Source organism: Pseudomonas sp. LBUM1649 (assembly GCF_059716155.1).
The window spans coordinates 4734418-4747500 of sequence record NZ_CP166807.1; the positions used below are offsets into that span (position 1 = coordinate 4734418).

Sequence of the window (13083 nt, forward strand, 5' to 3'; positions counted from 1 at the left end):
CAGAAAGGAGGTGGAGCGAGGGCTGTTACTCTGTAGGAGCAAAGCTTGCTCGCGATAGCGGTGTACCTGTCGACATCAATATTGAATGTCAGCAAGTCATCGCGAGCAAGCTTTGCTCCTACAGGGGTTAGGTGATGTCTGGGGCAGGCGCTTGCGGCCATGGCGTGCCGCCGATGGTGAACCTCCAGCTGATCCTTGATCACCTTGAGCACCTTGGCTTCATGCTCATGGATAAAGAAATGCCCACCCGCCAGTATGTCCACGGAAAAGCTGCCGTGGGTTTCCTTGCGCCATCCGATCAACTGCTCGCTGGTGGCGCGGTCGGCCTTGCCGCCGAGCACGTGCACAGGGCATTTGAGCAACGGCCGCTGCAGCGGCTCGAAACGCCCGCACAACTGGAAGTCGGCGCGCAGGATCGGCAGTGTCAGGCTCATCAACTCCTGGTTGGCCAGCACTTCCTCGCTGGTGCCGTTGAGGCTGCGCAATTGTTCGATCAATTCGGCATCGGTCTTGGGTTCGGCAAATCCCCGGTCGTAGTCCGCGCGCATTGTCGGCGCGGCCGTGCCCGAGGCAAACAGCGCCACCGGTTCAGGGCAGCCGAGCGAGCGAAAGCCATGGGCCATTTCACAAGCGAGCAACGCGCCGAGACTATGGCCGAACAAGGCATATGGCGCCTTGAGCGTGGTTTTTTGTTCCAGCGCCAGTTGCAGCGCCAGACGGCGCATGTCGGTGTGCAAGGGTTCGCCGAAGCGGGCACCCCGCCCCGGCAGCTCCACGGGCTGCAGCGTGATCCACTCCGGCAACTTGCGCCGCCAGCGGCAATAGACCATGGCGCTCGCGCCCGAATAGGGCAGGCACAGCAATGTCAGCTGGGTCACCGGGGTTACCTCGAACGTTGTCTGTATAGGAGAACGGATGAGCGCCACGGGGAATTAGTCGTGCGTATATACCCTGTAGGAGCAGCCGGTCGACGCTCGAATGCTCGCGAAGGACGTCAACGATAACGCGGGGCATCAGACAGCCCGTGTCGTCCATGCGTCCATCGCGAGCATGCTCGCTCCTACAGGTAATGCTTTATTTCAGATGGCGATAGCTTTGAATCGCGGAACCGAGGACGACAGCCCCCGCCCCAATCGCCAGCCAAAACCCGCTCCTCGCCCCGAACGCATCCACCAGCCACCCCGCCCCCGCCGCGCCAATCGCTACGCCGATGCTCAACCCGGTCACCAGCCAGGTCAGGCCTTCAGTGAGTTTGGCCGGCGGCACGATCTGCTCCACCAGCGCCATCGCAACAATCAGGGTCGGCGCAAAAAACAGCCCGGCGACGAACACCGCCAGGGACAACCCGAGAATATTCACCGCCAGCAACAGCGGCAAAGTCGTCACCGCCGTCGCCACCCCACCGTAGAGAAACAGGCGAGGCAATGGCACCTTCGAACGCAGCGCGCCGAACGCCAATCCGGCCAGGCACGAGCCGATGGCGTACACCGACAACACAATGCTTGCCGCGGCCGGCTGCCCCTGCTGCTGGGCGAAGGCCACGCTGACCACATCGATCACGCCGACGATGGTGCCCATGGCGACCATCAGCAGCATCAGCCACTGAATGTCGCGGGAACGGATGATCGAGCCTTGCTGGTGTTCCTCATGTGGATGCACCGGCGGCTCGGTGCTGCGTTGCAACACGAAGGCCGTGACGCCGATCGCCAGCATCAGCAACGCCGCCAACGGCCCGGCCTCGGGGAACGCCACCACGCATAACCCCACCGACAGCGGTGGCCCGACGATAAAGCAGACTTCGTCCAGCACCGACTCCAGGGCATAGGCGGTTTGCAATTGCGGCTGGCCGCGATACAACTCGGTCCAGCGCGCCCGGACCATCGCCGACATGCTCGGCATGCAACCGGCTATCGCGGCGAACACGAACAGCGTCCAGTTCGGCGCCTGCAAACGGGTGCAGAGCAACACCAGCAACAACGCCCCGCCACCGATCAGCGCCGACACCGGCAGGATTCGGCGCTGGCCAAACCGATCCACCAGCCGCGACACCTGTGGTGCACAAAACGCCGTGGCCAGCGCAAAGGTCGCCGCCACCGCCCCGGCCAGGCCGTAGCCGCCCTGCAACTGCGACAGCATGGTGATCAGGCCGATGCCGGTCATGGAAATCGGCATACGCGCGATCATCCCGGCCAGCACGAAGGCTCGGCTGCCAGGGGCATTGAACAGTTCGCGGTAGGGGTTTGCCATGGGTGTGGGTCTCGACAAGGGCCTGCAAGTTGCCATAAACGCTGGTTGAGGGGAAAGCAGCCAATTGTTGCTTGAATGTGAAGGCCCCATCGCCAGCAGGCTGGCTCCCACAATGACTTATGTACACCCATCCAATGTGGGAGCCAGCCTGCTGGCGATGGGGCCAGAACAGTCACCGCAAAATGAACTCCAGCCCGCCAAAACCAGTCAGCTATTTAGACCCTCAGTTCCCGGAGCCCCGCGCCAATGGCTGATCACCCGGAACGCCAAAGCCCCATCGACGCCCACGGCATCATCGGCGACATGCGCAGCGCTGCGCTGGTCAATGACAAGGGCAGCGTGGATTTTTTCTGCTGGCCGGAATTCGACAGCCCGTCGATTTTCTGTTCGCTACTGGACACGCCCGAAGCCGGTATTTTCCAGCTGTCCCCGGACTTGCCGGACGCTCGCCGCGAGCAAATCTACTTACCCGACACCAACGTGCTGCAAACCCGCTGGCTCAGTGATCGTGCCGTGGTGGAAATTACCGACCTGCTGCCCATCGGCGACACCGAAGACAACCTGCCAGTGCTGATGCGTCGGGTCCGGGTGCTCAGCGGCCAAGCGACGTTTCACCTGCGCTGCGCCGTGCGCCACGACTACGCCCGCGCCCGCACCCTCGCCCACCAGGATAAACAGGACGTGATCTTCGAAGCCGCCCATCAGCCGTCCCTGCGTCTGGCGGCAGATCAGCCATTGCGCGTTGACGGGCAAGCAGCCGTCGCCGAATTCACCCTTGATCAGGACCAGACCGCCGAGTTCCTGCTGGGCGCCATTGACGATCCGCGCTTCAAGGAGGGGGCGGCCACCCTGTGCCTGGAACGCACGCTGAAGTTCTGGCGCGACTGGATCGGCCAGTCCAACTACCGTGGCCGCTGGCGGGAAATGGTCAACCGCTCGGCCCTGGCCATGAAGCTGCTGACCTCGCGCAAACATGGGGCAATCCTCGCCGCGGCGACCTTTGGCCTGCCCGAAACCATCGGCGGCGAACGCAACTGGGATTACCGCTACACCTGGATCCGCGACGCGTCCTTCACTGTCTATGCCTTCATGCGCCTGGGTTTCACCGAAGAGGCCAACGCCTATATGCGTTGGTTGCGCGGGCGCGTCAGCGACTGTCGCGGCCAACCGATGAAACTCAATATCCTGTATGGCATCGACGGTCGCCAGAAACTGCCGGAAATAGAACTCTCGCACCTGTCCGGCCACGGCGGCGCCACGCCGGTGCGCATCGGCAACCTGGCGTATGCGCAGGTCCAGCTGGATATCTTCGGCGAACTGCTGGACGCGGTGTACCTGGTCAACAAGTATGGCGAAGCCATTTCCCACGAAGGCTGGAAGCACACCGTGGAAGTGGTCGATCAGGTGTGCGAAACCTGGCAGCAGAAGGACGTCGGAATCTGGGAAATGCGCGGCGAACAGCACCACTTCCTGCACTCGCGACTGATGTGCTGGGTCGCCCTGGACCGGGCGATCCGCCTCGCCTCGAAACGCTCGTTGCCCGCGCCGTTCGCCCGCTGGGACCAGACGCGTCAGGAGATTTACACAGACATTTGGGAAAACTTCTGGAACGAAGAACGCGGCCACTTCGTGCAGCACATCGGCGGCACCGGCCTCGACGGTTCGATGCTGCTGATGCCGCTGGTGCGCTTCGTCAGCGCCAAGGACCCGCGCTGGCTCGCGACCCTCGGCGCCATCGAGAAAAACCTGGTGCGCGATGGCATGGTCTACCGCTACCACAACGACGATAACCACATCGACGGCCTGCCCGGCACCGAAGGCGCATTCGCCGCCTGCTCATTCTGGTACGTCGAATGCCTGGCCCGCGCCGGCCAGGTGGAAAAGGCTCATCTGGAATTCGAACAACTGTTGCGATACGCCAACCCGCTGGGGCTGTACGCCGAAGAATTCGACAGCCGGGCGCGGCACATGGGCAACACGCCACAAGCGCTGACGCACCTGGCGTTGATCAGCGCGGCGTGTTTTCTGGATCGGAAATTGAGCGGGGAGAAGAGTAACTGGCAGCCTTGAGTGTGATCTATCAGACACCACCTATCCCCTGTGGCGGGGGGCTTTGTGGCGAGGTGAACGAGCCCCATGAAAGACAGGACACCGTTTCCCCCTTACGATAAGGGATAGGCAAACGGTTATGTTTATGACTAACAGCAATGATAAGAGTGGGGAGCTTTTGGGCCAGGAGCGGCGGCGCCGCTGGAGCCCAGAGCAAAAACTGGCCATGGTTCGCGAGAGTCTTGAGCCAGGGCAAAGCGTTTCGGTGGTGGCTCGGCGCAACGGCATCAATGCCAACCAGCTGTTCCAGTGGCGCAAGCTTTACCAGGACGGCAGCCTGTCGGCGGTCAGTGCTGGCGAAGCCGTGGTGCCTGCCTCCGAGCTGAGCGATGCGCTCAAGCAGATCCGTGAACTGCAACGGATGCTGGGCAAGAAAACGATGGAAGCAGAAATCCTCAAAGAGGCCGTGGAGATCGCCCGGTCGCGAAAATGGATTGCGCACTCACCCTTGTTGCCGGGGGACGACCAGTGAAGCTGGTCAGCGAATGTCTCGGTGTGGCGCGCTCGCAACTAACGGTTCGAATCAAACAATCGGCATCGCCCAAAATACGGCGAAGCAGACCTGTGGATGACGCTGATCTGGTGGTTGAAATCCAGCAACAGGTCAGCGAACTGCCCAGCTATGGCTACCGTCGTGTCTGGGGATTACTGCGTCGGGAACGTGAAACCCAGTCGCTGCCGGCGATCAACGTGAAGCGGGTTTACCGGGTCATGCGTGATCACAACTTGCTGCTGGAGCGTCGACTCAAACAGCCCGGCGTGCCGCGGCGGCACGAAGGCCGTATTGCGGTGCAAACCAGTGATACGCGTTGGTGCTCGGACGGCTTTGAGTTCCGCTGCGAGGACGGCGCCAAACTGAGCGTGACCTTTGCCTTGGACTGCTGTGACCGCGAGGCCATCGGCTGGGTCGCGAGCCCGACCGGGTACAGCGGCGATGATATCCGCGACTTAATGCTGGAAAGCGTGGAGAAGCGCTTCGGTGATCAACTGCCCGCCACGCCGGTGCAATGGCTAAGCGACAACGGCTCGGCCTACACCGCCGAACAGACGCGCCTGTTTGCACGGCAGATCGGCTTGCAACCGGTGACCACGCCAGTGCGCAGCCCGCAGAGCAACGGTATGGCCGAGAGCTTCGTGAAGACGATCAAGCGTGACTACGTGGCGCACATGCCCAAGCCGGATCGAGAAACCGCGCTGCGTAACCTGGCCATTGCCTTCGAACACTACAACGAGCAGCATCCGCACAGCGCCTTGAACTATCGCTCACCGAGGGAGTTCAGGCGATTGGCGGCAGCATCAATTTAACAGGGAGTTGGTGTCCGGTTTTGTAGGGGCAAGTCCACGAGGGGATTCATCCCCGTTCGGCTGCGCAGCAGTCGTGAAACCATTTAAACAAGGTGTATCTGACGGATCGCACCCATAGGTTTTGGGGCTGCTTCGCAACCCGACGGGGATAAATCCCCTCGCCACAAAAGCCCGCTTGCCGAAGGTCCAATGCAGGCCTAAGTCCTACATCTTTTAAACAAAACAGCCGGAAATACCCTGTTGCCAGCCGTTACATCCCCACCTAACATCCCCGATCAACGGGTACAGCGGAGCTGTCCAACACAACCCGAATTCAAGGAACCAGAATGTCCCAACGCATCCATCGCAGCATCGACCTCCCCCTTCGAACCGGCCTGAACCGCGACGAATTGTGGGAAGCCCACGACAAGGGCCTGATCAAATGCTGGGAAGTCGGCCGCCAGCGCGCTACCCGTTTCCCCGACCTCGCCCAGCAATGCCTCGCCGGCGAACTGCCGGTGCTGGGCTGGAAAGGTGGCGTCAGCCGCAGCCTGAAAAAACTGGAGAAATACGGATCCCTCAAGTACCTCGCCCAATGGCAGGGTTTGCGCGGGGAGGATCTGGATGTGGACTTGAAGGAAGAACGATCGCTGACCTGTTCACGGACCGGGATGGTGGTGACGTTTACCCCGGATCGGACGAAGTATTTCAACCAAATGGCGGAAGTTTAATCCTGGGAGATATCTGACGAATGAGTAATCACGCGCTGATCCAGCATGCCCGTACTCCAAGCCTGAACCTCGCCTACGAGGAACACGGCCCCACAACTGGTGACCCGGTGATCCTGCTTCACGGCTTCCCCTACTCACCACGCGCCTACGACGAGATCGCCCCGCCCCTAGCGGCAAAGGGTTACCGCGTCATCGTTCCCTACCTGCGCGGCTATGGTCCGACCCGTTTCAACAGTCCCGATACACTGCGCTCTGGTCAGCAAGCCGCCCTCGCCCAGGATTTGCTCGATCTGATGGACGCCCTTTGCATCCCGCAAGCGGCCCTTTGCGGCTACGACTGGGGAGGTCGGGCGGCGTGTATCGTGGCGGCGTTGTGGCCGAAACGGGTGCGTTGCCTGGTGACGGGTGATGGCTACAACCTGCAGGACATTCCTCGTTCGACCCGGCCACGGGACCCGGAAACCGAGCATCGCCTCTGGTATCAGTACTATTTCCACACCCCACGAGGCATCGCAGGTCTGACGGAAAATCGTCGATCCCTGTGTGAGTTACTCTGGAAACTGTGGTCGCCGACCTGGACCCAGGGTCCTGAGTTGTACCCGTTGAGCGCGCCAGCCTTCGACAATCCGGATTTCGTCGAGGTGGTGATTCACTCGTATCGGCACCGGTTCAGGTATGCGCCCGGCGATCCGGCTCTGGAGTGGATGGAAGAAGCACTGACCCAACAGCCACCAATCAGCGTACCGACGATTTCCCTGTGTGGCGCCGACGATGGCGTGGGCCCGGCCCCCGCGCTCGACGACGACATCGAGCACTTCACCGGATATTACGAGCACCGGGTGCTGGCCGGTGTCGGGCACAACATTCCCGAAGAAGCGCCCGAGGCCACGCTCAAGGCGTTACTGGATCTGTTGCAGCGCTGACCGAAAACCGCTCCCGATAGGCTTGCGGAGTCACCCCCATGGCCCGCAGAAAATTGCGACGCAGGGTCTCTTCGCTGCCGAATCCGCATTGCACGGCCACCCGCTTGATGGGCACGCTGGTATCGCTGAGCAGGCGCCGCGCCGTTTCGACGCGGATCAGCTCGATGGCCCGGGCCGGGGTCTGGCCGGTGTCGGCGCGGTAGTGGCGCACGAAGCTGCGTTCGCTCATGCCGGCCTGGATCGCCAGGGTTGGAATGCCCAGATCCTTGCTGAGGTTTTCGCTGATCCAGGCGTGAAGTTCGTCGAAGCGGTTGCCCTCTTTCTGCAAAGCCAGGGTTACGCTGAATTGCGACTGGCCGCCAGGGCGTTTCAGGAACACCACCAGTTGCCGGGCCACTTCCAGGGCCATGGTCCGACCGAGGTCGGCTTCGACCATCGCCAGCGCCAGGTCGATACCGGCGGTCACGCCGGCCGAGGTCCAGACCGGACCATCATTGATGAAGATCGGATTGGGCTCGACCTGAAGTCGCGGGTGTTGCTGCGCCAACAGTTCGCAACGGGTCCAGTGGGTGACCACGCGACGGCCATCGAGCCAGCCACTGGCCGCCAGCAAAAACGCCCCGGTGCACACCGATGCCACCCGCCGGCACTGCGCCGCGTGCTCACGCACCCAACTGACCAGCGACGGGTCCTGCGCCGCCGCATAGACGCCCCAGCCCCCGGCAATAATCAAGGTGTCGCTGCCCTGCTCGGGCAAAGGCTCGGCCAGCAACGCCAAGCCCGCCGACGACATCACCGCCCCGCCACCCCAGGCAATCACCGACGGCGCATAAGGTGGCGGCGAACCTTGCTGGCGGGCGATGTCATTGGCTGACGCAAACACCTGCAACGGCCCGGTGACATCGAGCACTTGCACATCGGCGAAGGCGAGTACGTGAATGGTTTTCGGCATATTGGCGTAATTCGTGGGGTGATTGGCGTATGCGCCAAATCCTAGGCGCCTACAGTGAAGGCGTCCACCCACTTCAAGAGAAAAACACCATGACCTTGCAGATCGGTTTTCTGTTGTTTCCACAGGTGCAGCAACTCGACCTTACCGGCCCGTACGACGTTCTGGCCTCGCTGCCGGAGGTGAAGGTGCATCTGATCTGGAAGGACCTGATGCCCATTACCGCCAGCACCGGGCTGGTGCTCAAACCGACCGTTACCTTCGACGACTGCCCGGCGCTGGATGTGATCTGCGTCCCCGGTGGCAGCGGTGTCGGGCCGTTGATGGAGGATGAGCCAACCCTGGCGTTCATCAAGGCCCAGGCCGCCAATGCGCGGTATGTGACATCGGTCTGCACCGGTGCGTTGGTGCTTGGTGCGGCGGGCCTCCTCAAGGGCAAACGCGCCACCACCCATTGGGCGTATCACGAGTTGTTGGCGCCGCTGGGAGCGGTTGCGGTGAAGGATCGGGTGGTGCGCGACGGCAATCTGCTGACCGGTGGCGGGATTACCGCAGGCATTGATTTTGCCCTGACCCTGGCCGCAGAGCTGTTCGATAAGGACACCGCTGAGCTGGTGCAACTGCAACTGGAATACGCACCTGCGCCGCCTTTCCATGCGGGTAGCCCGGAAACGGCTCCCGCCAGCGTACTGGAGGAAGCTCGCCAGCGGGCCGCCGGTTCATTGAAACTGCGCGCGCAAATTACCGAACGCGCGGCGGCGAAACTCGACCGGCAATGAAATACTGGCTGCGGGAACCCGGTTCACGTAGCCAGAATTTTTTGACGCCCATAAAAAAACCCGCCTAAGCGGGTTCTTCCAAGACCATTACAACTCCGTGTCGTCAGTATCCTTACAATGGCCGATCATCCATGATCCTGAGCACTCCCTGTGCATCAGTGGATGGGGCCAGAATACGCAACGGATCCAATTTGTAACAGACGACATAGTTGTTACCGCGTGTAAGACATTCGCTATAGCTGCCCTTCCCAAAGCCCTTGGATAAGCTGTAACCAAGGGTCGAAAATTCTGCCGTCAGTCGCTCCCGCGCTCGCGGGCCTTGGCGTTTTCCGCAAGGAATTGTTCGAGTCGGTTCATTTGCTCTTCCCAGCCACGGCTGTCCATGTAATACGCCTCCTTCTGGCGTATGTCGGGAATGTGAGCGAAACCTGACTCGGAAACCTTGAGCAACGTGCCGTCTTCGTAGTCTTGCAGTTCGAATTTGACCAGCGTGGTGGGCTCCTGGGAGTAGTCGATCTTCGGGTTCACCGCATAAGGGTGCCAGCGAAACGAAAACAACTGCTGCGGCTCGACCCGCTCGACCAGCACGTTCCACAACACATGTTCATAACCGGGATAGGTAACCTGCCCCTGCGTCCACTCGCCGGCGATGAAACGCCTGCCTTCGAGCGCAACGCCGAACCACTGACCGAACGCCTCGGCATCGACCAAGGCTCGCCATACATGGGAGCGCGGCGACTTGAGCATGATTTTGCGCTCAAAACTATTGGGTACTGGTTTCATACGTCACCTCCTGTAATGAACAACAGTAGGCCTCTAAGACCACATGTCCAGCCCGAAAGTTGTATCAATCCGGTGCAAGTTGTCGAAATTGCAGTCTTTGCATCGCTACACTGCCCAAAATTCCCCTGTCACAGCGAGCCTTCTCCATGTACTCACGCTTTCTCCTGGCACTGACACCTTTGCTGTTCACTCCCTTGGCCCAGGCCCTGGACTGCGACAACGCCAGCGACCAGGCCACGATGAACCAGTGTGCAGCGCAGCAGCATGCGGCGGCGGACAAGGAGTTGAATGCGCTTTACCAGCAGATCACCACACGTTTGAAGGGCAACCCCGACAGCAAGAAACTGCTGGTGGGCGCGCAACGTTCGTGGATTGCGTTTCGCGATGCCGAGTGCAAGTTTTCGGCGTCCGGGGTGGAAGGTGGGAGTGTTTATCCGCTGATCTACAGCAATTGCGTGACCGAATTGACCAGAGCGCGGGTGGAGACGTTCAAGACTTACCTGAAGTGCCAGGAGGGGGATTTGGGGTGTCCGGTGCCAGGGGTTTGAATCTTTAGCGCCTGTAAGGGCCTCATCGCGGGCAAGCCTTGCTCCTACAGGTTTGTGTTGTTCACAAATTATGTGACCAACACGGACCTGTAGGAGCAAGGCTTGCCCGCGATGGCGTCAGTGCAGACGCCGCAAATTACCGCACAAAAATCTGCGCCGTGGTAATCGCCATGTCCCCACCCGGCAACTTGATGTTGCCCACCTGTTTCAGGCTGTCGGCATCGAAGATCGCCACATCGTTGAAGGTGCCGGCCAGATAGATCTTGCTGCCGTCCTTGTTGAAGGCCAGTTGCAGCGGCGTAACCAGGTGCCCAATCCATTGGCAAGACCGGGATCGAAAAATTCTACGAGTCGCAACTGCACGGCCATGGCGGTTACGAGGAAGTCGAAACCAATCTACGACCTCGCGCACACGCTGGGCATCGATCGGCTGCATGACTACATGGCAATGTTCGGCCTCGGGGAAAAGGTCTCGCTGGACATGTTGAAGAGTCCGCCGGGTTGATGCTATCCCAGGCCTGGAAGCGTGCCACGCGTCGTCAGCCATGGTTTCCTGGCGAACCGTGATCCTTGGCATCGGTCAGGGGGTTGAGCCTCGGAACGCCGCCCGGAACAACCCGGTGACAGATTTTCCTGCGGACAAAAACAAAACCCCTACCTGCATGCGCAGATAGGGGTTTTGGAATTTAATCTTGACGATGACCTACTCTCACATGGGGAAACCCCACACTACCATCGGCGATGCATCGTTTCACTGCTGAGTTCGGGATGGGATCAGGTGGTTCCAATGCTCTATGGTCGTCAAGAAATTCGGGTACCGAGCCGTCTTTCGACGATTCAGCAAATTGGGTATGTGATAGCTTCGGTGTTTTGTGAGCATCTCGAACTTTCGGTTCGTTTCGTCTTCACACACCGCAATCTGGTCTCTTTCGTCTTTTCAACGAGGAGCATCAAATTGCTTGGGTGTTATATGGTCAAGCCTCACGGGCAATTAGTATTGGTTAGCTCAACGCCTCACAGCGCTTACACACCCAACCTATCAACGTCGTAGTCTTCGACGGCCCTTCAGGGGACTCAAGGTCCCAGTGAGATCTCATCTTGAGGCTAGTTTCCCGCTTAGATGCTTTCAGCGGTTATCTATTCCGAACATAGCTACCCGGCAATGCCACTGGCGTGACAACCGGAACACCAGAGGTTCGTCCACTCCGGTCCTCTCGTACTAGGAGCAGCCCCTCTCAAATCTCAAACGTCCACGGCAGATAGGGACCGAACTGTCTCACGACGTTCTAAACCCAGCTCGCGTACCACTTTAAATGGCGAACAGCCATACCCTTGGGACCGGCTTCAGCCCCAGGATGTGATGAGCCGACATCGAGGTGCCAAACACCGCCGTCGATATGAACTCTTGGGCGGTATCAGCCTGTTATCCCCGGAGTACCTTTTATCCGTTGAGCGATGGCCCTTCCATACAGAACCACCGGATCACTAAGACCTACTTTCGTACCTGCTCGACGTGTCTGTCTCGCAGTCAAGCGCGCTTTTGCCTTTATACTCTACGACCGATTTCCGACCGGTCTGAGCGCACCTTCGTACTCCTCCGTTACTCTTTAGGAGGAGACCGCCCCAGTCAAACTACCCACCATACACTGTCCTCGATCCGGATAACGGACCTGAGTTAGAACCTCAAAGTTGCCAGGGTGGTATTTCAAGGTTGGCTCCACGCGAACTGGCGTCCACGCTTCAAAGCCTCCCACCTATCCTACACAAGCAAATTCAAAGTCCAGTGCAAAGCTATAGTAAAGGTTCACGGGGTCTTTCCGTCTAGCCGCGGATACACTGCATCTTCACAGCGATTTCAATTTCACTGAGTCTCGGGTGGAGACAGCGCCGCCATCGTTACGCCATTCGTGCAGGTCGGAACTTACCCGACAAGGAATTTCGCTACCTTAGGACCGTTATAGTTACGGCCGCCGTTTACCGGGGCTTCGATCAAGAGCTTCGCGTTAGCTAACCCCATCAATTAACCTTCCGGCACCGGGCAGGCGTCACACCCTATACGTCCACTTTCGTGTTTGCAGAGTGCTGTGTTTTTAATAAACAGTCGCAGCGGCCTGGTATCTTCGACCGGCGTGGGCTTACGCAGTAAATGCTTCACCCTCACCGGCGCACCTTCTCCCAAAGTTACGGTGCCATTTTGCCTAGTTCCTTCACCCGAGTTCTCTCAAGCGCCTTGGTATTCTCTACCCAACCACCTGTGTCGGTTTGGGGTACGGTTCCTGGTTACCTGAAGCTTAGAAGCTTTTCTTGGAAGCATGGCATCAACCACTTCGTGTTCCAAAGGAACACTCGTCATCAGCTCTCGGCCTTAAGATCCCGGATTTACCTAAGATCTCAGCCTACCACCTTAAACTTGGACAACCAACGCCAAGCTGGCCTAGCCTTCTCCGTCCCTCCATCGCAATAACCAGAAGTACAGGAATATTAACCTGTTTTCCATCGACTACGCTTTTCAGCCTCGCCTTAGGGACCGACTAACCCTGCGTCGATTAACGTTGCGCAGGAAACCTTGGTCTTTCGGCGTGGGTGTTTTTCACACCCATTGTCGTTACTCATGTCAGCATTCGCACTTCTGATACCTCCAGCAAGCTTCTCAACTCACCTTCACAGGCTTACAGAACGCTCCTCTACCGCATCACCTAAGTGATACCCGTAGCTTCGGTGTATGGTTTG

General features: G+C 59.5%; 10 protein-coding genes, 2 rRNA genes and 3 pseudogenes (1 of these 15 only partly in view). 8 read left to right on the forward strand and 7 right to left on the reverse strand.

What is annotated here, in order from left to right; translation table 11 throughout:
- Positions 1 to 146: 146 nt before the first annotated feature.
- Both ACA058_RS21825 and ACA058_RS21830 read right to left on the reverse strand, forming a co-directional pair.
- Positions 147 to 878: pseudogene (locus tag ACA058_RS21825) on the reverse strand (thioesterase II family protein); the annotation flags it as partial.
- A gap of 196 nt (positions 879 to 1074) precedes the next feature.
- Positions 1075 to 2247 (reverse strand): MFS transporter, encoded by a 1173-nt coding sequence (locus tag ACA058_RS21830; protein ID WP_497635859.1) that lies wholly within the window; start codon positions 2245 to 2247, stop codon positions 1075 to 1077.
- Between the two features lie 246 nt (positions 2248 to 2493).
- Here ACA058_RS21830 and ACA058_RS21835 point away from each other — a divergent pair, with 246 nt between their 5' ends.
- The 4 genes from ACA058_RS21835 (at position 2494) to ACA058_RS21850 (ending at position 7294) form a co-directional block, all read left to right on the forward strand.
- Positions 2494 to 4317, forward strand: a complete 1824-nt coding sequence (locus ACA058_RS21835; protein ID WP_497635860.1) for a glycoside hydrolase family 15 protein — start codon at positions 2494 to 2496, stop codon at positions 4315 to 4317.
- Between the two features lie 124 nt (positions 4318 to 4441).
- A protein-coding gene (locus ACA058_RS21840; protein WP_497635861.1) for an IS3 family transposase occupies positions 4442 to 5661 on the forward strand; the annotation gives its coding sequence in 2 pieces (ribosomal slippage) (positions 4442 to 4787 and positions 4787 to 5661; 1221 coding nt in all).
- A gap of 326 nt (positions 5662 to 5987) precedes the next feature.
- Positions 5988 to 6371 carry a hypothetical protein gene (locus tag ACA058_RS21845; protein WP_497635862.1) on the forward strand — a complete coding sequence of 128 codons (384 nt, stop codon included), beginning with the start codon at positions 5988 to 5990 and terminating at the stop codon, positions 6369 to 6371.
- 20 nt (positions 6372 to 6391) lie between these two features.
- Positions 6392 to 7294 (forward strand): alpha/beta fold hydrolase, encoded by a 903-nt coding sequence (locus ACA058_RS21850; protein ID WP_497635863.1) that lies wholly within the window; start codon positions 6392 to 6394, stop codon positions 7292 to 7294.
- Here the strand turns inward: ACA058_RS21850 and ACA058_RS21855 are convergent.
- Entirely contained in the window at positions 7263 to 8246 is a 984-nt protein-coding gene (locus ACA058_RS21855; protein WP_497635864.1) for a GlxA family transcriptional regulator, read from the reverse strand. The two genes, ACA058_RS21850 and ACA058_RS21855, sit on opposite strands and share 32 nt — an antisense overlap.
- 89 nt (positions 8247 to 8335) lie before the next feature.
- Here ACA058_RS21855 and inhA point away from each other — a divergent pair, with 89 nt between their 5' ends.
- A complete protein-coding gene (gene inhA / locus ACA058_RS21860) occupies positions 8336 to 9022 on the forward strand; it encodes an isonitrile hydratase (protein ID WP_497639982.1) in 687 nt (228 codons plus the stop codon).
- Between the two features lie 294 nt (positions 9023 to 9316).
- Here inhA and ACA058_RS21865 read toward each other — a convergent pair whose 3' ends face one another.
- Positions 9317 to 9805 carry an SRPBCC family protein gene (locus ACA058_RS21865; protein WP_497635865.1) on the reverse strand — a complete coding sequence of 163 codons (489 nt, stop codon included), beginning with the start codon at positions 9803 to 9805 and terminating at the stop codon, positions 9317 to 9319.
- A gap of 146 nt (positions 9806 to 9951) precedes the next feature.
- On the opposite strand from ACA058_RS21865, the gene ACA058_RS21870 reads away from it, so the two are divergent.
- Complete coding sequence (locus tag ACA058_RS21870; protein ID WP_497635866.1) at positions 9952 to 10353, forward strand: lysozyme inhibitor LprI family protein; 402 nt, start codon at positions 9952 to 9954, stop codon at positions 10351 to 10353.
- A gap of 136 nt (positions 10354 to 10489) precedes the next feature.
- On the opposite strand, the pseudogene ACA058_RS21875 reads toward ACA058_RS21870, so the two are convergent.
- A pseudogene (locus tag ACA058_RS21875) lies at positions 10490 to 10642 on the reverse strand (quinohemoprotein amine dehydrogenase subunit beta); the annotation flags it as partial.
- A gap of 44 nt (positions 10643 to 10686) precedes the next feature.
- Between ACA058_RS21875 and ACA058_RS21880 the strand changes: the two are divergent.
- Both ACA058_RS21880 and ACA058_RS21885 read left to right on the forward strand, forming a co-directional pair.
- Positions 10687 to 10791, forward strand: a complete 105-nt coding sequence (locus ACA058_RS21880) for a hypothetical protein (protein ID WP_497639983.1) — start codon at positions 10687 to 10689, stop codon at positions 10789 to 10791.
- A pseudogene (locus ACA058_RS21885) lies at positions 10751 to 10940 on the forward strand (penicillin-binding transpeptidase domain-containing protein); the annotation flags it as partial. The gene ACA058_RS21880 and the pseudogene ACA058_RS21885, both read left to right, overlap by 41 nt.
- A 103-nt stretch (positions 10941 to 11043) precedes the next feature.
- On the opposite strand, the gene rrf reads toward ACA058_RS21885, so the two are convergent.
- A 5S ribosomal RNA gene (gene rrf / locus ACA058_RS21890) occupies positions 11044 to 11159 on the reverse strand.
- A 164-nt stretch (positions 11160 to 11323) separates the two neighbouring features.
- Positions 11324 to 13083 (reverse strand): 23S ribosomal RNA (locus ACA058_RS21895) (it continues 1132 nt past the right edge of the window).

What these genes read in the sequence shown, in the direction of transcription:
- ACA058_RS21870 (WP_497635866.1), top strand. Translation starts at nt 9,952, where the DNA reads ATGTACTCACGCTTTCTCCTGGCACTGACACCTTTGCTGTTCACTCCC.
- ACA058_RS21845 (WP_497635862.1), top strand. Translation starts at nt 5,988, where the DNA reads ATGTCCCAACGCATCCATCGCAGCATCGACCTCCCCCTTCGAACCGGC.
- ACA058_RS21835 (WP_497635860.1), top strand. Translation starts at nt 2,494, where the DNA reads ATGGCTGATCACCCGGAACGCCAAAGCCCCATCGACGCCCACGGCATC.
- ACA058_RS21865 (WP_497635865.1), bottom strand. Translation starts at nt 9,805, where the DNA reads ATGAAACCAGTACCCAATAGTTTTGAGCGCAAAATCATGCTCAAGTCG.
- inhA (WP_497639982.1), top strand. Translation starts at nt 8,336, where the DNA reads ATGACCTTGCAGATCGGTTTTCTGTTGTTTCCACAGGTGCAGCAACTC.
- ACA058_RS21855 (WP_497635864.1), bottom strand. Translation starts at nt 8,246, where the DNA reads ATGCCGAAAACCATTCACGTACTCGCCTTCGCCGATGTGCAAGTGCTC.
- ACA058_RS21850 (WP_497635863.1), top strand. Translation starts at nt 6,392, where the DNA reads ATGAGTAATCACGCGCTGATCCAGCATGCCCGTACTCCAAGCCTGAAC.
- ACA058_RS21830 (WP_497635859.1), bottom strand. Translation starts at nt 2,247, where the DNA reads ATGGCAAACCCCTACCGCGAACTGTTCAATGCCCCTGGCAGCCGAGCC.